General features: G+C 68.5%; 18 protein-coding genes. 8 read left to right on the top strand and 10 right to left on the bottom strand.

What is annotated here, in order from left to right; translation table 11 throughout:
* Positions 1-37 precede the first annotated feature (37 nt).
* The 3 genes from ACT54R_RS00425 to acnA all read right to left on the bottom strand — a co-directional run bounded on the left by ACT54R_RS00425 (position 38) and on the right by acnA (position 4,499).
* On the bottom strand, positions 38-409 hold the full coding sequence (locus ACT54R_RS00425; RefSeq protein WP_168458041.1) for a DUF2794 domain-containing protein: 372 nt from the start codon (positions 407-409) through the stop codon (positions 38-40).
* A gap of 480 nt (positions 410-889) precedes the next feature.
* Positions 890-1,621, bottom strand: coding sequence for a DUF1223 domain-containing protein (locus tag ACT54R_RS00420; protein WP_476322266.1), 732 nt, complete (start codon positions 1,619-1,621; stop codon positions 890-892).
* A 181-nt stretch (positions 1,622-1,802) separates the two neighbouring features.
* Positions 1,803-4,499, bottom strand: coding sequence for an aconitate hydratase AcnA (gene acnA, locus ACT54R_RS00415; RefSeq protein WP_168458040.1), 2,697 nt, complete (start codon positions 4,497-4,499; stop codon positions 1,803-1,805).
* A gap of 176 nt (positions 4,500-4,675) precedes the next feature.
* On the opposite strand from acnA, the gene ccmA reads away from it, so the two are divergent.
* Together ccmA and ccmB are read left to right on the top strand one after the other, a co-directional pair.
* Positions 4,676-5,299, top strand: coding sequence for a heme ABC exporter ATP-binding protein CcmA (ccmA, locus tag ACT54R_RS00410; protein ID WP_476322262.1), 624 nt, complete (start codon positions 4,676-4,678; stop codon positions 5,297-5,299).
* Positions 5,299-5,967 carry a heme exporter protein CcmB gene (gene ccmB, locus ACT54R_RS00405; RefSeq protein WP_476326321.1) on the top strand — a complete coding sequence of 223 codons (669 nt, stop codon included), beginning with the start codon at positions 5,299-5,301 and terminating at the stop codon, positions 5,965-5,967. Before ccmA ends, ccmB begins: the two co-directional genes overlap by 1 nt.
* A gap of 17 nt (positions 5,968-5,984) precedes the next feature.
* On the opposite strand, the gene ACT54R_RS00400 is transcribed toward ccmB, so the two are convergent.
* A complete protein-coding gene (locus tag ACT54R_RS00400) occupies positions 5,985-6,341 on the bottom strand; it encodes a winged helix-turn-helix domain-containing protein (protein ID WP_476322259.1) in 357 nt (118 codons plus the stop codon).
* Positions 6,342-6,491: 150 nt separating this feature from the next.
* Between ACT54R_RS00400 and ACT54R_RS00395 the strand changes: the two genes are divergently transcribed.
* The 3 genes from ACT54R_RS00395 (at position 6,492) to ACT54R_RS00385 (ending at position 9,439) form a co-directional block, all read left to right on the top strand.
* Positions 6,492-7,412, top strand: coding sequence for a LysR family transcriptional regulator (locus tag ACT54R_RS00395; RefSeq protein WP_476322256.1), 921 nt, complete (start codon positions 6,492-6,494; stop codon positions 7,410-7,412).
* Between the two features lie 236 nt (positions 7,413-7,648).
* Positions 7,649-8,854, top strand: coding sequence for an NAD-dependent formate dehydrogenase (locus ACT54R_RS00390; RefSeq protein ID WP_476322253.1), 1,206 nt, complete (start codon positions 7,649-7,651; stop codon positions 8,852-8,854).
* A gap of 78 nt (positions 8,855-8,932) precedes the next feature.
* The gene (locus tag ACT54R_RS00385; RefSeq protein WP_476322250.1) at positions 8,933-9,439 is read left to right on the top strand and encodes an HPP family protein; all 507 of its coding nucleotides are present in this window, start codon (positions 8,933-8,935) and stop codon (positions 9,437-9,439) included.
* A 177-nt stretch (positions 9,440-9,616) separates the two neighbouring features.
* Here ACT54R_RS00385 and ACT54R_RS00380 read toward each other — a convergent pair whose 3' ends face one another.
* Positions 9,617-10,024, bottom strand: coding sequence for a hypothetical protein (locus ACT54R_RS00380; protein WP_476322247.1), 408 nt, complete (start codon positions 10,022-10,024; stop codon positions 9,617-9,619).
* Between the two features lie 421 nt (positions 10,025-10,445).
* Here ACT54R_RS00380 and murI point away from each other — a divergent pair, with 421 nt between their 5' ends.
* Complete coding sequence (murI, locus tag ACT54R_RS00375; protein ID WP_476322244.1) at positions 10,446-11,342, top strand: glutamate racemase; 897 nt, start codon at positions 10,446-10,448, stop codon at positions 11,340-11,342.
* 15 nt (positions 11,343-11,357) lie between these two features.
* Positions 11,358-12,626 (top strand): lytic murein transglycosylase, encoded by a 1,269-nt coding sequence (locus ACT54R_RS00370; protein WP_476322241.1) that lies wholly within the window; start codon positions 11,358-11,360, stop codon positions 12,624-12,626.
* Between the two features lie 134 nt (positions 12,627-12,760).
* Here the strand turns inward: ACT54R_RS00370 and rpmG are convergent, their stop codons facing one another.
* The 5 genes from rpmG to rnr all read right to left on the bottom strand — a co-directional run bounded on the left by rpmG (position 12,761) and on the right by rnr (position 17,923).
* Positions 12,761-12,928: a 50S ribosomal protein L33 gene (gene rpmG, locus ACT54R_RS00365; protein ID WP_012115832.1), complete on the bottom strand. Its 168-nt coding sequence runs from the start codon at positions 12,926-12,928 to the stop codon at positions 12,761-12,763.
* Between the two features lie 164 nt (positions 12,929-13,092).
* A complete protein-coding gene (locus ACT54R_RS00360) occupies positions 13,093-14,268 on the bottom strand; it encodes an MFS transporter (RefSeq protein WP_476322238.1) in 1,176 nt (391 codons plus the stop codon).
* A gap of 11 nt (positions 14,269-14,279) precedes the next feature.
* Positions 14,280-15,014 carry an NUDIX hydrolase gene (locus ACT54R_RS00355; RefSeq protein WP_476322235.1) on the bottom strand — a complete coding sequence of 245 codons (735 nt, stop codon included), beginning with the start codon at positions 15,012-15,014 and terminating at the stop codon, positions 14,280-14,282.
* 5 nt (positions 15,015-15,019) lie between these two features.
* A complete protein-coding gene (locus ACT54R_RS00350; RefSeq protein WP_476322232.1) occupies positions 15,020-15,562 on the bottom strand; it encodes a DUF983 domain-containing protein in 543 nt (180 codons plus the stop codon).
* A gap of 63 nt (positions 15,563-15,625) precedes the next feature.
* Positions 15,626-17,923, bottom strand: a complete 2,298-nt coding sequence (gene rnr, locus ACT54R_RS00345) for a ribonuclease R (protein ID WP_476326319.1) — start codon at positions 17,921-17,923, stop codon at positions 15,626-15,628.
* Between the two features lie 458 nt (positions 17,924-18,381).
* Here rnr and ACT54R_RS00340 point away from each other — a divergent pair, with 458 nt between their 5' ends.
* Positions 18,382-19,326 (top strand): hypothetical protein, encoded by a 945-nt coding sequence (locus tag ACT54R_RS00340; protein ID WP_476322229.1) that lies wholly within the window; start codon positions 18,382-18,384, stop codon positions 19,324-19,326.
* The last annotated feature ends 69 nt before the right edge of the window (positions 19,327-19,395 follow it).

The raw sequence follows: 19,395 nt of genomic DNA, 5'->3' as shown, positions 1-19,395 counted from the left end.
GGGCATGTCCCGGCCTTTTTTGCATCCGGACGCAGCCTCAGATGGTGCGCAGGGGCTTCTCCAGAACCGCCAGCACGCGGGGCAGCTCATGGCCGCGCTTCAGGATGAGGCCAGTCTGGGAGACGACGCTGTAGATGCCCTGCTTCCGGGCGAGGCGCGGGTCCTTCTCGATGCGGTAGAGAGGGACGTCCATGGCCCGGCGAAAGATGCTGAACACGGCCTTTTCCCGTTGAAAGTCAATGGCGTAGTCGCGCCATTCCCCCTGCGCGACCATGCGGCCGTAAAGATCGAGGATGCGGTCCAGCTCGCGGCGGTCGAAGGTGACGCGAAGGGGGGCGGGGGACGGCGTGGAAGGCTGGACCGGGGCGGCACCGCGCCGGGGCAGGACTATGGGTTCGATGTCTCCCATCGGGCCTCCTTGTCCTTTGCTGGCGTCGTTTTCCGGCGGATCTGCCGAAGGTCGGACGCGGGTGGCGACCATGATCCCTCCACCGGCCAACCCTTTCAAGGGCAATCCGTAGCCGGCTGCTACTCAGGGCGGACTGGCATCCCAATACCCATCACGCCAACGTCAATGGAATCACAGTGTCGCCGGAATTCGGCCAATCGCGTGCCGCGGCGGGGCGCGATCTTTCTTCGCGTAGCAGGGCCGGTTCGTGAGGCGCTCCGGTCTATCCCAGCCCCCCAGCCCCCCGGGGTGCATCCGAACCGGCCACTGCTGCGCACCGACTTCAGACCCCCGATGTTGGCCATCCCCTGCGGATGGCCTTTTTTTTGGCGGCGCGCGGCTGGCGCCCCCGAGCTGAATCGGCACGCGAGTCGGTGACGATTCGGTGGGGTCAAACGGACGGTTCAGGCGGGTTCTGCGGCCGTTCGGTCGAATGCCGGTTCAGTCGAGCGGGAAGAGGGTCGCGCCGACGATCTGTCCGGGGGCGGCCGGGGTGCCGGTCTGCACCATCACCGCGACCGCATCCATGCCGTCCCGGTGGATATCCTTCAGAGGCACCCGGAAGGTGCGCGTGTCCCCCTGCCAGCGGGCGACGCGGGTCCAGCCGCGGACGACATTGGCATAGGTGACGTTGCGTCCGCCATTCTCGCCACGGCCGATGGAGACGGTCTGGGCGCGGGCGACGGGGCAGGCCCAGAGTTCGGCGCCGTCCTCGATGGCGAGGGGCTGGGGCAGGGTGATCTCAAGGGCATCGCCGTCCCGCTTCACCTCAACCGGGAGGGAGAGGCCGCCGGAAGCGCGGGCGGTCATGACGGCGCGCTGCACCGCGGCACGGTCGCTGCCCTTGGCGACGATCTGGCCGTCGATGACCATCTGGGGGGTGTAGATCTTCTTGTCCGCGCGCTGCTCGGCATAGGCCTTCTGGCGCAGGGAATGTCCGTGGAGGGCGAGGGTGTCCTTCCAGCCCACATAGTCCCAGTAGTCCACCGAGAGGGTGAGCGCGAGCACCTGCGGATCCTTGGCGAGATCGTTCAGCAGCGCGTCGGCGGGGGGGCAGGAGGCGCAGCCCTGGCTCGTGAACAGCTCCACCACCACCTTCGGCTGGGTCTGCGCCAGTGCCGGCGAGGCGGCGAGGGCGAGGACGAGCGCAAGGGCGGAGCGGTTCAACATCATGGAGCGCAATGGGGTTGTTGGAATGTGTCCCCGAGATAGCGGACTGACGCAGCGCACTCCAGTCACAAAGGGGTGTCGCGGCGGTATCTTTTACCCGCTCCGCACATGAAAACGCCGGCCCGACGGGCATCGGGCCGGCGTTCATCACGGTTCCGTCAGCGCCCCGTGGGGCGCCAAAAGATCAGGCTGCCAGCGAGCGCAGCACGTAGGGCAGGATGCCGCCGTTGCGGAAGTAGTCGAGCTCATCCAGCGTATCGATACGGCAGATCAGCTCCACATTCTTCACGGTGCCGTCGGCGAACTTGATTTCGGCGGTCAGCGTCTGGCGGGGCTTGAGGTCGCCCTCGATGCCCTTGAGGGTGACGATCTCGTCGCCCTTGATGCCGAGGCTCTGCCAGCTCTCGCCGTCCTTGAACACCAGCGGCACGATGCCCATGCCGACCAGGTTCGAGCGGTGGATGCGCTCGAAGGACTGGGCCACCACGGCGCGCACGCCGAGCAGCTTGGTGCCCTTCGCCGCCCAGTCGCGGGACGAGCCGGTGCCGTATTCCTTGCCGGCGAACACCACCAGCGGCACGCCCTCGGCCCGGTACTGCATGGCCGCGTCGTAGATGGGCAGCTGGGCGCCGTCCGGATAGTGGATGGTCACGCCGCCTTCCACGCCCGGCACCATCTGGTTCTTGATGCGGATGTTGGCGAAGGTGCCGCGCATCATCACTTCATGGTTGCCGCGGCGGGTCCCGTACTGGTTGAAGTCCACCGGGCGCACCTGATGCTCGATCAGGTACTGGCCCGCCGGGGACGCCTGCTTGATGGAGCCGGCCGGCGAGATGTGGTCGGTGGTGATGGAGTCCAGGAACAGGCCCATGATCCGGGCATCGATGATGTCCTTGACCGGCTCCGGCTCCTTCTGCATCCCGACGAAATAGGGCGGGTTCTGCACGTAGGTGGAGGTGTCCTGCCAGGCATAGGTCTGGCCGGTGGGCACGGCGATCTTCTGCCAGTGCTCGTCGCCCTTGAAGACGTCGGAATACTTTTCCTTGAACATCTTCTTGGTGACGTTCTCGCGGATGTACTGGGCCACTTCCTTGTTGGAGGGCCAGATGTCCTTGAGATAGACGGGGTTGCCGTCCTTGTCCGTGCCGAGGGGCTCGGTGGTCAGGTCCACCTGCAGCGAGCCGGCCAGCGCGTAGGCGACGACGAGGGGCGGGGAGGCGAGGTAGTTCGCCTTCACGTCCGGGTTCACGCGGCCTTCAAAGTTGCGGTTGCCGGAGATCACGGCGCCGGCCACGAGGTCGTTGGTGTTGATGGCCTCGGAGATGGCTTCCGGCAGCGGGCCGGAATTGCCGATGCAGGTGGTGCAGCCGAAGCCGACCAGGTTGAAGCCGAGCGCGTCGAGGTCGTCCTGCAGGTCGGCGGCCTTGAGATAGCCTTCCACCACCTGCGAGCCGGGCGCCAGCGAGGTCTTCACCCACGGCTTGGACTTGAGGCCCTTCTTCACAGCCGCCTTGGCGAGGAGGCCGGCGGCGATGAGCACCGAGGGGTTGGAGGTGTTGGTGCAGGAGGTGATGGCGGCGATCACCACGTCGCCGTGGCCCACCGTGTAGTCGGTGCCGGAGACGGGGACGCGCTTGGCGGCCTCACCGGGCTTCTTGAACTCGCCTTCGAGCGCGGCCAGGAAGCCGGCCTTGGACTCGGAAAGCAGCACGCGGTCCTGCGGGCGCTTGGGGCCGGCCATGGAGGGCAGAACGGTGTCGAGGTCGAGGTCCAGCGTGTCGGTGAACACCGGATCCGGCGTTTCCTTCTTGCGCCACATGCCCTGGGCCTTGGAGTACTTCTCCACCAGCTCCACGCGGCTGTCCTTGCGGCCGGTCTCTTCCAGATAGTCGATGGTCTCGCGGTCCACCGGGAAGAAGCCGCAGGTGGCGCCGTATTCCGGGGCCATGTTGGCGATCGTGGCGCGGTCGGCGAGGGAGAGGTGCTCCAGGCCGGGGCCGTAGAACTCCACGAACTTGCCCACCACGCCCTTCTTGCGGAGCATCTGGGTGACGGTGAGCACGAGGTCGGTGGCGGTGATGCCCTCGCGCAGCTTGCCGGAGAGCTTGAAGCCGATCACCTCGGGGATGAGCATGGAGATGGGCTGGCCGAGCATGGCCGCCTCAGCCTCGATGCCGCCCACGCCCCAGCCGAGCACGCCGAGGCCGTTCACCATGGTGGTGTGCGAGTCGGTGCCCACCAGCGTGTCGGGATAGGCCACCTCGACCTTCTTGCCGTCGATCTCTTCCTTGCGGGTCCAGACGGTCTGGGCGAGGTATTCGAGGTTCACCTGATGGCAGATGCCGGTGCCGGGCGGGACGACGCGGAAGTTGTCGAACGCGTTCTGGCCCCACTTCAGGAAGCGATAGCGCTCCTGGTTCTGCTTGTATTCTTCCTCGACGTTCTTGCCGAACGCCTTGTTGTCACCGAAGAAGTTCACGATCACTGAGTGATCGATGACGAGATCAACGGGAACCAGCGGGTTGATGCGCTCGGGATCGCCGCCGAGGGCCACCATGGCGTCGCGCATGGCGGCGAGGTCCACCACCGCGGGAACGCCGGTGAAGTCCTGCATCAGCACGCGCGCGGGGCGGTAGGCGATTTCCTTCTCGGCCTTGCCGCGGTTGTTCAGCCAGTCCGCGACGGAGATGACGTCTTCCTTGGTGACGGAGCGGCCATCCTCGAAGCGCAGCAGGTTTTCGAGCAGCACCTTCATGGAGAAGGGGAGCGCGGAAATGCCCGGAAGGCCATTCTTCTCCGCCAGCTCAAGATCGTAATAGACGTACTCTTTGTCGTCTACCGTCAGGGTTGTGCGGCACTTGAAGCTGTCGAGGGAGGTCACGGCTGGAAAACTCCGGTTCGATGATCGACCGAAACAGCACCTCCTTCGACGGTGGAGGTCTTTTCTCCACCACCTTGGACGGCGCGGCTGCGGGCTTTATAGAGCCATTTCAAAGCGCGGTCATGCGATAACAGCGTTGAATGTGCAATGCACCAAAAGGCAGGGGTCGGCAACGCATGACTGTCAAGGCGCTGGTAGGGGATAACCTTTCCTGCCGCAGAGGATTCCGGCTCCTGTTCGAGGGGCTCGCCGTGTCGGCGCAGGCCGGCCGCGCGCTGGTGGTGGTCGGGCCGAACGGCGCCGGCAAATCCTCGCTGCTGCGCATCCTCGCCGGCCTGCTCGCGCCCACCGCCGGCACCGTGCGGCTGGATGACGGGTCCCCGGGAGGCGGCGAGGGCTTGGGCGAGCATCTGCATTATCTCGGGCATGAGGATGCGGTGAAGGGCGCGCTCACCGTCGCTGCCAACCTCGTCTTCTGGCGCACCGTGCTCGGTGGCGGCGGCCTCGCCGTGGAGGAGGCGCTGGAGGAGGTGGGCCTCGGCGGTCTCGGCCAGTTGCGCGCGCAGGTGCTCTCCGCCGGACAGAAGCGCCGCCTCGCCATCGCCCGGCTTCTGGTGGCGAAGCGCGCCGTGTGGGTGCTGGACGAGCCGACCACCGCGCTGGACGTTAAGGCGCAGGCCCGTTTCGCCGCCTTCGGCCGCGCGCACCTCGCTGAAGGCGGCCTCCTCATCGCCGCCACCCACGCGCCGCTCGACCTCGGCGAGACGGACGAACTGCGGCTGGGAGGGGTTGGAGCATGATCGCCGCCTTCCTTGCCATCGTGCGCCGGGATCTGGCGCTGTCGCTTGGGTCCGGCGGGGGCGCGGGGCTGGGGGTGGTGTTCTTCCTCTCCGTGGTGACGGTGGTGCCGTTCGCGGTGGGGCCGGACCTCGTGCTGCTGGCGCGCATCGGCCCGGCCATCCTGTGGATCGGCGCGCTACTGGCGAGCCTCATCGGGCTGGAGCGCCTGTTCGCCGCCGATGTGGAGGACGGCTCCCTCGATGCCCTCACCCTGTCTGCGCTGCCGCTGGAACTGACCGCCGCCGCCAAGGGCCTCGCCCACTGGCTCGCCACCGGCCTGCCGCTGGTGCTCGCCGCCCCGGTGCTGGCGCTGATGCTGAATCTGGAACCCGCCGCCATCGGCGCGGTGGTGCTGACGTTGCTGGTGGGCACGCCGGCCGTAACCTTCCTCGGCCTCATCGGCGCGGCCTTCGCCGGGGCGTTCCGTCGGGGTGGGCTCCTGATCGCGGTTCTGGTGATTCCGCTCACCATCCCCGTGCTGATCTTCGCCGTGTCGGCGACTCAGGCGGCGGTGGTGGGCCCGGTGCCCTTCGGCACGCCGTTTCGCGTGCTGGCGGGGCTCGCTCTGTTCGCGCTGGTGCTGGGGCCGGTGGCGGCGGCCGCGGCGCTGCGGGCGGCACGGAGCTAGCGCGGGCTTGAGAGACCCTATTCCGCGGCGGTGGTGAGCGGGGCCAGCTCCGCCTCCAGCTCCGCGACGGCCGCGCGGGTGGCGGCATCGGCCGCCGTCTGGATGGCGCGATAGTTCGCGACGACCGACTGGCCGAGCGCCGTCAGCGCCGTGCCGCCGCCATGCTTGCCGCCGGAGCGGGCCGAGACGAGGGGGGAGGGGAACAGCGCGTTCAGCTCCTCCACCAGCTCCCACGCGCGGCGATAGGACATGTCCATCTCCCGCCCCGCCGCGGAGATGGAGCCAAGCGCGTCGATCTTCTCCAGCAACTCGATCTTGCCGGGGCCGAGCCGGCCTCCCGGAGCAAGATCGATTCGCACGCTCAGCGCCGCCATGGAACCTCGAATCGGGACTTTGAAGCGGAGCCTCGGATCGGAGGCGCCCCTGTGAATCCAATGCCCGCAGCTTATCAAACCGCCGGGTGCCTTGTCGTTATTCCCTTCGGAATATAAGATTGGTTCGCAGGAACCAGGAAGGGCACACACATGTTCATGCGCCAGCTCGAATATCTCGTGGCGGTGGCCCGCGAGGGGCATTTCGGGCGGGCGGCGGAGGCCTGCCGGGTGTCGCAGCCGGGGCTGTCGGCGGGCATCCGCAAGCTGGAGGAGGAACTGGGGCTGCCGCTGGTCATCCGCTCCCACCGCTTCCTCGGGCTCACGCTGGAGGGCGAGCGGGTGCTGGCCTGGGCGCAGCGCATGGTGGCCGACTACAACGGCATGCGGCAGGACCTCTCGGACGCCGCCACCGGCCTCTCCGGCACCTTGCGCATCGGCGCCATTCCCGCCGCCATCCCCGCGCTGCCGGCGCTGGTGAACGGCTTCTGCGCCCGCTATCCGAACGTGCGGGTGCAACTGCTCTCGCTCGCCTCCACCGCCATCCAGCGCGGGCTAGACACGCTCGATATCGACGCCGGCGTCACCTATTTCGAGAACGAGCCGCTGGCGCGGGTGCGCTCCATCGCGCTCTATGACGAGACCTACGTGTTCGTCACCGCCGCCGGCGCTTTCTCCGGGCGCAACGCCATCGGCTGGTCGGAGGCGGCGGCGCATCCTTTGTGCCTGCTCACCAGCGACATGCAGAACCGGCGCATCGTGGACCGCATCCTCGCCGAGGCGGGGGTGGCCTCCAATCCGCGCATCGAGGCCAACAGCTTCCTGGGCGTGTGGTCGCTGGTGCGCTCCGGCGCATGGTCCGGCATCGTGCCCCACACCTATCTCGAAACCTTCGAGGCGCCGGACCATCTCGTCGCCGTGCCGCTGGTGGACCCGGTGCACAGCCAGAGCGTCGGCGTCGTGACCTCGGACCGCGACCCGCAGTCGCCGCTGGCGGGCGCCTTCATGCGCCATGCGGCGCGCCGGCTGGGCGAGAGTGTCACCCGCCCGCCGGCCCTTACCGCCTGCGCCTGAGGGGGGCTTATCGCAGGCGGCTATCAATCGTTGCCGCCAAACGATTGGACCGGCCGCCGCCCCCGCTCTTAACTCGCAGAAGCCGGACGCGACCTGCGCCGGCCTCAAGATGGAAGCGCGGCGCGGTGGCCTCAGGCTGCCCCGCGGATCGTCCCAAATGCGTCCCGTTCCGACCGGCGCCGGTGCCCATCCGGCGATCGCGGACGCGCGCCTCCATCGCCCCAAAGGAGGAAGCCATGGCCAAGGTTCTCTGCGTTCTCTACGACGATCCCATCGGCGGCCTGCCGAAGACCTATGCCCGCGACGACCTGCCGAAGATCGACCATTATCCCGGCGGCCAGACCTTGCCGACGCCCAAGGCCATCGACTTCATCCCCGGCACCATGCTCGGCAGCGTCTCCGGCGAGCTGGGCCTGCGCAAATATCTGGAAGCCAACGGCCATACGCTGGTCGTCACCTCCGACAAGGATGGCCCGGATTCGGTCTTCGAGCGGGAGCTGGTGGATGCGGACATCGTCATCTCCCAGCCCTTCTGGCCGGCCTATCTGACGCCCGAGCGCTTCGCCAAGGCGAAGAACCTCAAGCTCGCGCTCACGGCCGGCATCGGCTCGGACCATGTGGATCTGCAGTCCGCCATCGACCGGGGCGTCACCGTCGCGGAGGTGACCTATTGCAATTCGATCAGCGTCGCCGAGCACGTGGTGATGATGATCCTCGGCCTCGTGCGCAACTATCTCCCGGCCCATGACTGGGCGCGGAAAGGCGGCTGGAACATCGCCGATTGCGTGCAGCACTCCTATGACCTCGAGGCGATGAGCGTCGGCACCGTGGCCGCCGGCCGCATCGGCCTCGCCGTGCTGCGCCGCCTCGCGCCGTTCGACGTGAAGCTCCATTACACGGACCGCCACCGCCTCCCGGAAGCCGTCGAAAAAGAGCTGAACCTCACCTTCCACGCCACCCGCGAGGAGATGTATCCCCATTGCGATGTGGTAACGCTGAACTGCCCGCTGCACCCCGAAACCGAGCACATGGTGAATGACGAGACGCTGAAGCTGTTCAAGCGCGGCGCCTACATCGTCAACACCGCGCGCGGCAAGCTGTGCGACCGCGACGCCATCGCCCGCGCGCTGGAGAGCGGCCGGCTCGCGGGATATGCGGGCGACGTGTGGTTCCCGCAGCCCGCGCCGGCCGATCACCCCTGGCGCACCATGGCGTGGAACGGCATGACCCCGCACATGTCCGGCACCTCGCTCACCGCGCAGGCCCGCTATGCGGCCGGCACGCGGGAAATCCTCGAATGCTTCTTCGAGGGGCGGCCCATCCGCGATGAATATCTGATCGTGCAGGGCGGCAATCTCGCCGGCGTCGGCGCGCATTCCTATTCCAAGGGCAATGCCACCGGAGGCTCCGAGGAGGCCGCGAAGTTCAAGAAGGCGGTCTGATCCGCAAGCGCGGCGGCGGCTCTTCGGGACCCCGTCGCGCGTTCCCGCCTGTCTTCCCGTTTCTTGGTGCCTTTCCCCATGAAGTTCCTGCTTTTCGGGTCAGCAGTCCCCGGCCGGGGGGTGCCGCTGGCCCGGCGCGCGTTCGAGGCCGGCCTTGCCGGGTTCGGCGCCTTTCTCGCCATTCTCATCCTCGGCCTCGCGCAGGACGGGTCCGGCGTGCTGCTGCTGATCGCGCCGTTTGGCGCAAGCTGCGTGCTCGTGTTCGCCATCCCCCAAAGCCCGCTGGCGCTGCCGCGCAATGTCATTGGCGGGCACGTGCTCTCCACGGCCGTCGGGGTTGCGGTGCTCCACTCTTGCGGCGGGGCGCCCTGGGCGGTGGCCGTGGGGGTGGGGCTGGCCATCGCCGTGATGCTGCTGACGGACACGCTGCATCCGCCGGCAGGGGCCGATCCGATCGTCGCCATTCTCACGGGAGCGCCCTGGACGTTCGCTTTGATACCCGTCGCCGCCGGCGCCGTGACCATCGTCCTGCTGGCAGCCGCCTTCCACCGCTACGTCACGCGCCGGCCCTATCCGGTCCGCTGACGCACAAAAAAATTGGCACCGGGGGCCTTTCGGCTCCCGGTGCCTCCGTTGCGAGATGCCACACGAGAGATCAGGACGCGTTCCGGGGAAATGGCGACCGGTCGGCGTGAAATCGCGTTGTCTTGAGGAAAATCGAACGGATGAGTTGGGTCGTCGCTCGGGAAAAACAGGTGCAATTCAGTTGAATACGGGCGCGGTCTCGCTCGGCCGGCCGATGCTGTCGTGGGCGGCGGCCAGCGTCTGGAGCTGGCGGCCACCGAGGGCGAAGGAGACTTCGAAGCCGTCGGGCGTCGCGAGGGTGAGGATCAGCGTGGAGGGCTCGGACGCCTGCTCCACCCGCACCATGTGCGCCGGATAGACGAGGCGCAGGCTCTCGTCCTTGTACTGGGCGCGCAGTACCTCGGCCATCATCTTGGGCAGCGTCATCACCAGCGCGCGCAGGCAGTCCGAGGGCAGGTTCAGCGAGGCGCTGGAGCCGTCCGGCTGGCTGAAGCTCATGCGGAAGCGGCTGCCGTCCACCGCGACGTCGAACGACAGGAGATCCTGCCCGATCATGTCGTCCTGCTGGAGGCTCTCGTTCGTCATGGCCATGATCCAAAACCGCTTCGGCAATGAAGCTATATTCATTCAGATATAGCGTGTGTCAAGGGACAAGGGCGCTGACGTTTTTGGTGGGCCTGATAGCGGTTCTCTTTGGCCCGAACCGGAAGACTCCCTCTCCCCTGGCGGGAGAGGGCTGGGGTGAGGGGTGTGGCGCCGAAGGAAGCAGGGGTGGGCATGGGCGGAAAGGCCCCCTCACCCCCGGCTCCTCTCCCCTCTCCCGCGAGGGGAGAGGGGAGAGGGGAGAGGGGAGAGGGGAGTCTGGGAGCCGTCATTCCCCGGACGAGCCGGGGGGATGACGGACGGCTGAGGCCGGGTTCGCCGGAGACAACCAGCTCCGCCCCGCGCTCACCCTTCCTTTACGATGGCGCGGTCACAATCTCGCCTGCGCCATTGAGGATAAGCCATGGCACACGCTGCCATTGAGAGTTCCGCCGTGACCTCCCTCGCCGCCCCGCTGCCCGCGCCCCTCGTCCATGCCGGCGACGCGCCGACCATTCTCGTGTTCGATTCGGGGGTGGGTGGCCTGTCCGTCTTCCGCGAGGTGGCGAAGGCCCGGCCGGATGCGCGGCTGGTCTATGCGGCGGATGATGCGGCCTTCCCTTATGGCGCGCTGACCGACGACGTGATGCTGGAGCGGGTCGGCCATGTGGTGGACCGGCTGATCGCGGACGTTTCGCCCGATCTGGTGGTCATCGCCTGCAACACCATTTCCACGCTGGCGCTGCCGAGCCTGCGCGCGCGCCATCAGTTGCCATTCATCGGCACCGTGCCGGCCATCAAGCCGGCCTGCATCGCCTCCCGCACGAAGCGCGTCAGCGTGCTCGCCACTCCGGGCACCGTGCGGCGGGACTATACGGCCGGGCTCGTGCGCGAGTTCGCGCAGGGCTGCGACGTGGCCCTCGTGCCCAGCGACCGGCTCGCCGGCCTCGCCGAGGCGGCCATATCAGGCGATCCGGTGGACGATGCGGACATCGCCGCCGAGATCGCGCCCTGCTTCGTCTCCGCCGACGGCCGGCGGACCGACACGGTGGTGCTCGCCTGCACCCATTATCCGCTGCTGGTGGACCGCTTCGAGCGCCTCGCGCCGTGGCCCGTCACCTGGATCGATCCCGCGCCCGCCATCGCCCGGCGGGTGACGCAGCTCATCGGCCCGGCCGTGGCGCCGCCCGATACGGCGCCGGTGCGCCTCATCTCCACGCTCAGGCCGTTCGAGCCGGAGCGTGTCACCGCCATCGTCGGCCGCACCGTGGCCGATCCCGAGGTGCTGGCCTCCGCCCGTCCCTTCACCTCCTCTAGCTGACCTGACCGGAGAGACATGACCGACGACCGATCGCGCCTCCTCATCGGCCGCCGCGCCTTCACCCTCTCTCTCGCGGGGAGCGCCTTTCTCGCCGGCTCGGGCCTCCTCGCTCCGCCCGTCTTCGCCCAGCAGGCGGCGCAGCCTTTTCCGAAATGGGTCGAGACCTTCCGCGCCCGGGCCCGCGCCCGCGGCGTCTCGGATGCCACCTACAACAAGGTGTTCAGCGGCCTGAAGCCGGACACCTCGGTCTATGCGCAGGACCGCAACCAGGAAGAGTTCACCGAGCAGTCCTGGCAGTATCTCAACCGCCGCGTCTCCGACTGGCGCATCGCCACCGGCAAGCAGAAGGCGAAGCAATATTCCGGTCTGTTCGATCGCATCGAGCAGGCGTTCGGCGTCGATCGCCGGGTGATGCTCGGCTATTGGGGCATGGAAAGCGCCTATGGGGAGGTGCTCTCCAACCCCGCCCACATGAAGCCCATCTTCAATTCGCTGGCGGCGCTGGCCTGGGGCGACGCGCGGCGGCGGAAATACTGGGAGGCGGAGCTTCTCAATGCCCTCGTCATCGTCGAGCGGGGCTGGGGCACGCCTCAGGAGATGACCGGCTCGTGGGCCGGCGCCATGGGCCACACCCAGTGGATGCCCGAGGTGTGGCTCAACATGGGCGTGGACTTCGACGGCGACGGCCGCATCTCGCCCTTCGGCAAGCCGGACGATGCGCTCGCCGGCACCGCCAACTATCTGGTGAAGCGCGGCAAGTACCGGCGCGGCGAGCCGTGGGGCTTCGAGGCCAAGCTGCCGGGCACTTTCAACACCGACCTCGCCGACAACAAGACGCGCCGGCCGCTCTCCCAGTGGGGCGAACTCGGCCTCACCACCATCGAGGGGCAGTCGCTCTCGGCCTATGACGAGCCGGCGCGGCTCTGGCTGCCGGGCGGTCCCGGCGGGCCGGCGCTGCTGCTGCTCCACAATTTCTATGCGGTGCGGTCCTACAACCCCTCGTCCAACTACGCGCTGGCGGTGGTGCATCTCGGCGACCGGGTGATGGGTGAGGGGCCGTTCGTCGCCTCCTGGCCCGGCGGCGAGCGGGCGTTGACGCTGGCGGAGATCCAGGAGGTGCAGCAGCGCCTCACCGCGGCCGGCTTCAGCACCGGCGGCACGGACGGCCGCGTGGGCGCCGACACCATGCGGGCGGTGCGCGCCTTCCAGCAGAAGGCGGGAATCACCCCGGCGGACGGCTATGCCTCCATCGCCGTGCTCAATGCGCTGCGGCAGGGGCGGTAAGGGGAATCACCGGTCCCCCGACCGGCCAAAAGAAAAGGGCACCCGGAGGGTGCCCTGTCCAGTCACGATGAACCTGAGATTGTAGGCCGCGCGGCGCCGTTGTCCAGCGCCGCAGCGGAATCACTTGATCCAGCTCACTTGATCTTGGTCTCGCGGAACTCGACGTGCTTGCGCACCACCGGGTCGTACTTCTTGAGCACGATCTTGTCGGTCTTGGTGCGGGAATTCTTCTTGGTGACGTAGAACACGCCCGTGTCCGCCGAGGACAGGAGCTTGATCTTGATGGTAGCAGCCTTGGCCATGTCTTGATCCCTGGGTGCCGCGTGCGGCGTGCGACCGTCTGGTTTTTGCAAACCGTGAGGTGGCGAAAAGAAGAACGGACGCGCTGCCGGTCTCCGGCGGCTCGTGGGCGCGGAACCTCTCTCAATGCGCCCGCAATGTCAAGCGCGAGCGCATTGAGACGGCCTCACGTCTCCCGCCGGCCCCGTGTCATCAGCCGCCCGGCGACGATGGCCGCGTAGACGGCGAGCATGGTGGAGATGACGAAAGCGAAGCCGTAGGGGTTGTAGAGGTCCATGCCGGCGCCGGCGAGGGGCGGACCGGCGATCAGGCCCACGGAATAGAGCATCACGAACGCCGCATTGGCTGCCGCGAGGTCCGCGCCATGGAATCGCTCGCCAAGATGGGCGAGGCCGACCGTGTAGAGCGAGCCCACCACGCCGGTGGCGAGGAAGATCATGGCGAGGAACCACGGGCTCGACACCGGCACGAAGGGCAGGGTGAAGGCCCCCGCCGCGCCCGCCAGCGAGCAGCAGAACAGCAGCACCCGCCGGTCCACCTTGTCGCTGATGAGGCCGATGGGGATCTGGAAGGCGACGTTGCCCAAGACCGCCGCCGTCAGCAGCAGGGCCGCGCTGGTCTCGGAGAGGCCGAGCCGCAGGCCGTAGAGCGGCAGGAAGGTCATCACCGCCGTCTCGATGGCACCGAACACCAGCGCCGCCAGCACCGCCGAGGGCGAGCGGCGCACGAAGGTGAGCACCCCGTGGTGGCTGTCGTCATGGATGCGGGGGGTGATTCCCCGCGCCAGCAGGATCGGGATCGCGCCCAGCAGCAGCACCACCGCGCCGGCGAGATAGGGCTCCCAGCCGGAGGCGCCGAGCACGCTGAGGATGGTCGGCCCCAGCGCCGCGCCCAGCGAGAGCGCGGTGGCGTAGATGCCCATGATGAGCCCGCGCCGGTTGGGCGGGGCGAGGGCGTTGATCCAGAATTCGGAGACCGCGAACAGGATGCACAGCGCCGCGCCGAAGGCGAAGCGCAGCGGGAACCACATGAGGAAGGACGGCGCCGCCTTGAATCCTACCAGGCTCGCGGCGGCGAGCACGATGGCCCCCACCAGCAGCGCCCGCAGCCCCATCTTGCGCACCAGCAGCGGCACGAAGGGCGCGGTGAAGATGGTGGCGATGCCGGCCACCGCCGTGTTGATGCCGATCCACTTGCTGGTGATGCCGCGCGATTCCAGCTCCAGAGCCAGCAGGGGAATGGACAGGCTGATGCCGACGCCCACCACCGTGATGGCGGAGATGGCGGCCGCGATGGAGGCCGTCCGGCTCATGTGGCCGAGGGACCCGTGGGGAGCATGCATCGCGTTCGGCTTCAATCCAGAAGGGTGCGGACGAAGCGTCCGCGGACCATGGCGTAGGAGGGCACCGGCAGGCGCGGGCCGAAGCCGGCGTCGATGCGGGCGGCCAGTTCCTCGAGCACCACGCGGGTGATGGTGGGAAGCTCCTGCTTCTCCGTCTCCGCGAAGGTAAGCCATGCGAGGTCGATGAGTTCCGACTCCTCGCCCACGAGGCCCTTCACCTCGTCGCACACCGCCGCCGCGTCGGCGACGAAGAAGCGGGTGTCGAAGCGGCGGGGGCGGCGGGGCGGGGTGATGGCGCGGGCCACGAAGGTGAGGGCGCTCAGATCGGGGAACACCCCGCGCTCCTCGAAGGCGCGCCAGTCGTCGCCGGGGGATTCGGGCGCGCCGCAGTCCTTGGTGCCCACGAGGAGGCCGGTTTCCTCATACATCTCGCGGATGGCGGCGGCGGCGAGGCCCCGGGCGCGGCCGAGGCTCGGGCGCTGCACATGGGACATGAGGCGGCGCTCGCTGTCCGGATCGAGGCAGCCATAGACCGGCATGGCCTTGTCGGCCTTCTCCAGCCGGCCGCCGGGAAACACGAAGACCCCGGGCAGGAACTTGAGCTTGGGGTGCCGCCGGCCCATGAGCACGCGGGGCTTCCTGCCCTTGCGGTCGATGAGGATGAGGGTCGCGGCGTCGCTCGGGCGCACGTTGGGAGAAGCCTGAAGACGCTCGGCTTCGGTCAGGCGGGTGGCGAAATCGTTCATGGGTCTCAACGGGTCGGGCGGACGGCACGAATGACGGGGCGGATGGCGCCCTCGGGCGGCGCCTCCCGTTCGTCGCTACCGGAATCGAAGCCGTGCATGCGCAGGGCCCATTGCAGGTTCACCAGCATGCCCTTGAGCGGCGGCAGCAGCACGAGGCACAGCACCAGCGTCAGCGGCAGCCAGAGGGAGAGGTGAACCCACACCTCCGGCCGGTACAATTCCTCCACCAGCACCATGAGCGGGACCACGATGTGGCCCACCACGAAGATCACCGCATAGGGCGGCGCATCGTCGGCGCGGTGGTGGTACAGCTCCTCGCCGCAGGTGGCGCAGAAGGGCGACACCTTGAGATATTTGCTGAACATGCTTCCCGCACCGCAGGCGGGGCAGAGGCCGCGGGCGCCGCGCATCAGCGCGCCGGGCACCTCGCGGCGGGGCGGGGGAAGCTCGAAGGCGCCACCGGCAGGAGGCGCGCCCGCAGCATTGGCGGTCGCCTCTTCGGGGGCCGCCAGCTTCTGGGTCACGGTCATGCCGGTCGGCGTGGTCACGGTCCTGAACCTCTCGGTCGCTCCTGAGGAGCGCGCTTCTCCAATGTCTTGCCGCCGGACGCCTCAGCGCCTGCCGCGTCCCGGCTTGGCCTTGCCGGGGCCTGACCCGGAACCCGCCTTACCCGTTTTCGCCCGGCCCGGCATTGATTTGCCCGGCCGACCGACGAAACCGGACGGCGCGCCGCGGCGCTGCGGGCCGCCGCGCGGACCCTTTACATAGGAGCCTTCGCTCAGAAGCTCAAACCGGAGCGCTCCGGCGACCGGCGCCGCCTCCACCAGCTTGACCTCTACCCGGTCGCCGATGCGGTGCATTTCGCCGGTGCGGTCTCCCACCAGCGCCTGCCGCACTTCGTCGTAACGGTAATAGTCCTGGCCCAGGGTTGAGGCGGGAATGAAGCCGTCGGCCCCGGTGATGTCGAGCGCGACGAAGAGTCCCGCCTTGGTCGCCCCGGTGATGCGGGCGTTGAAGGTCGCGCCGATCTGATCCGCCAGATGATGGGCGATGAGCCGGTCCACCGTCTCCCGCTCCGCCGCCATGGCACGACGTTCAGTGACGGAAATGGCTGCCGCCACCTCGCCGAGGCTTTCGACGGTGGCATCGTCCGGCAGGCCGTCCTTGCCCACCCCCAGCGCCCGCACGAGGCCGCGATGGACGATGAGGTCCGCATAGCGGCGGATGGGCGAGGTGAAATGCGCGTAGCGGCGCAGGTTCAGGCCGAAATGGCCGTAATTCTCGGAGGCGTACTCCGCCTGGCTCTGGCTGCGCAGGATCACCTGGTTCACCAGCGGGGCGGCGTCCGTGTCCTTCACCTCTTCCAGAATGCGGTTGAAGTGGGAGGGGCGCACCTGGTCGGTCTTCGGCAGGCCGATGTCCAGCGTCTTCAGGAAGTCGCGCAGGGCCGAGAGCTTGGCGAGCGTCGGGCCGTCATGGACGCGGTAGATGAGGGGGGTCTTCTTCTCCTCCAGCGTCTCGGCGGCGGCGACGTTGGCGAGGATCATGAATTCCTCGATCAGCCGGTGGGCATCGAGGCGCTCGGGCACGATCACCCGGTCCACCGTGCCGTCGGGCTTCAGGATGATCTTGCGCTCGGGCAGATCGAGGTCGAGGGGCTGGCGGGCGTCGCGGGCCTTCTTCACGCAGGCATAGGCGGCATAGAGCGGCTTGAGCACGCCCTCCACCAGCGGATCGGTGATGTCGTCGGTGCGCCCTTCGATGGCGTTCTGCGCCTGCGCATAGGCAAGCTTGCCGGCCGAGCGCATGAGGATGCGGTGGAAGCTGTGGCTACGCTTCCTACCGTCCGGGCCGATGACGAGCCGCACCGCCAGCGCCGGCCGGTCCTCGTCCGGGCGTAGGGAGCACAGGTCGTTGGAGATGCGCTCCGGCAGCATGGGCACGACGCGATCGGGGAAATAGACCGAATTGCCCCGGATCAGCGCCTCGCGATCCAGCGCCGTGCCGGGCCGCACATAGGCGGACACGTCGGCGATGGCGACGGTGACGATATAGCCGCCATCCTCATCGGCCATGGCATGCACGGCGTCGTCATGGTCCTTGGCGTCGGGCGGGTCGATGGTGACGAGGGGCAGGTCGCGCCAATCCTCGCGGCCGCGCACGGTGATCTTCTTAGCGGCCTCGGCCTCCTTCAGCACCACGTCCGGGAAGGCGTTGGGGATGCCGTGGGCGTGGATGGCGATGAGGCTCACCGCCTTCTCGGACTTCAGCGAGCCGAGCTTTTCCTTCACCCGCGCGGTGGGCAGGCCGAACACCCGCTGGCGCATCAATTCGACGGTGACGAGATCGCCGTCTTCCGCCTCATGCTCGGCGCCGGGCGGCACCTGCAATTCGCGGCCGAGTTGCTTCTTGTCGATGGGGATGATGCGTCCGCCGCCGCCTTGAGGGGCGGCGCGGAAGATGCCCATGGTCTGCTTGCGGGCCTTCTCCAGCACCTTGATGACGCGGCCCACGTGCGGGATGGCGTGCTCGATGGAGCCTTCCACGATGCGCAGCAGCACCCGGTCCGACAGTCCCGGGGCCGGTCCCGACGCGCGGCGCGGCACCTGGACGAGGATGTGCGGGGCCTCGCCCTGAGCTTCCGAGTCCCACTCCACGGGGACGGCGACCAGTTCGCCGTCCCCGTCGCGGGACACGATGTCGGCCAGCACCACCGCCGGCAGGGCGCCCGGCACATGCAGCCGCCGCCGCTCGCGGCTCACGGTGCCTTCCTCGGAGAGGTCGCGCAGGAGCTGCTTCAGCTCCACCTTCTGCGCCGCCGACAGCCCGAAGGCGCGGGCGATCTCGCGCTTGCCCACCTCGCCGTTCTGGGAGGCGATGAAGGCCAACACCTGCGCCTTGGTCGGCATCTCCCCCGTCGCCAGCGGCGCCACGGCCAGCGCCGCCGCCTCGTGCGCGGCGGCCGCCTGCTTGCGGGCGGCGCGGGATTTGGTCGCGCGCAATGGTTTGGCGGCGTAGCCGTCCTTGCTGGAATGGCGGGTGGGCGGCTTGGTGGGACGCTTGGTGGGTGGCTTGGGCAATGGGTGTTTCCGGTTTCCTCCGGACGCTACCCGGAACAAGCGCCTGCCGCCAGTGGCGGTTCTTCGCGCCGCCGTCGCCCTCCGGCGTGACCGGAGGGCCCATCGCTGGGCTGGAGCGGGCGTCCGAACATTGGGCAAACGGCGAAATGGGTCCTCCGATCAAGTCGGAGGACGACGGTGGCAGGGGCCGACGGACCGACGCCCGACAAGGGTTCCCTTGGATACCGGCAGAGGCTAGAAAGCCCTGTGTCCCGCGCGATGCCTCTTTTCCCCGCAAGATCCCGCCCATGAGCCCCGGCTTCCTGCTCGCGTGGCTCGGCCGGCGCAGCGCGCCGGCGGTGGCGGTGAGCGTGTTCATCGGGCTGGCGCTGCCGCCCTTCGCGGCGCTGGCGAAGCCGCTGGTGGTGCCCACCATCCTCGCACTGCTGGTGCTCGCCTTCGTGCGCACCTCCATGGCCGGTGCCTTCACCGTGCGGCGCGCGGGCATCGCGGTGCTGGCCTGTGGCTGGGTCATGCTGGTGCTGCCGCTCGTCATGGGGCTGGCGACGCGGCTTCTGGGCGAGCCCAACGCCATCGTCCTTGCCCTCATCATGCAGGCCTCGGCGCCGCCCATCATGTCCGCGCCGGCCTTCGCGGCGCTGCTGGGGCTCGATGCGCGGCTGGTGCTGGTGACCATGCTCGGCGGCATGGCGCTGACGCCGCTCACCGCGCCGGGGCTGGTGTTCCACTTCTCCGGCGGGGCGCTGGCGCTCGATCCGCTGGCGCTGGCGCTGCGGCTCGCGGCGGTGGTGGGCGGCACCATGGGCACCGGCCTCCTGATCCGCCGGCTGATGGGATTGAGGCGCGTGGAGGCCATCTCCGCCCATCTCGACGGGCTGAACGTGGTGCTCCTCGGTCTTCTCGCGGTGGGGCTGATGGATGGGGTGACCTATGCCTTCCTCGATCAGCCCGGCTTCATGGCGGGGCTGGTGGCGCTGGCCTTCCTCGTCTCCCTGCTGGGTTTCGGGGCGACCGCGCTCGTCTTCCGCGCCGTCGATCCCGGTGATGCGATGATGCTCGGCTTCTGCGGCGGCCATCGCAACATGGCGGTGGTGATCGCCGCCACCGGAGCCGTCCTGCCGCACGAGACGTGGCTTTACGTAGCGGCAGCGCAATTCCCCATCTACCTCCTGCCAGTGGTGATGCTGCCGCTGGCGCGCCGCGTGAGCGCCGCCGCCCGCCGCAAGGCGTGAGCCGCGCCGCTACCCCCCGCCGCCGTCATCTGCTAGACGAGCCGCCTGCCTGACATTTTGACGAGCATC

It is taken from the genome of Xanthobacter sp. DMC47, from assembly GCF_056313845.1.
Note: the sequence above shows the minus strand (reverse complement) of the source record. Positions and strands in the feature narration are given on the sequence as shown.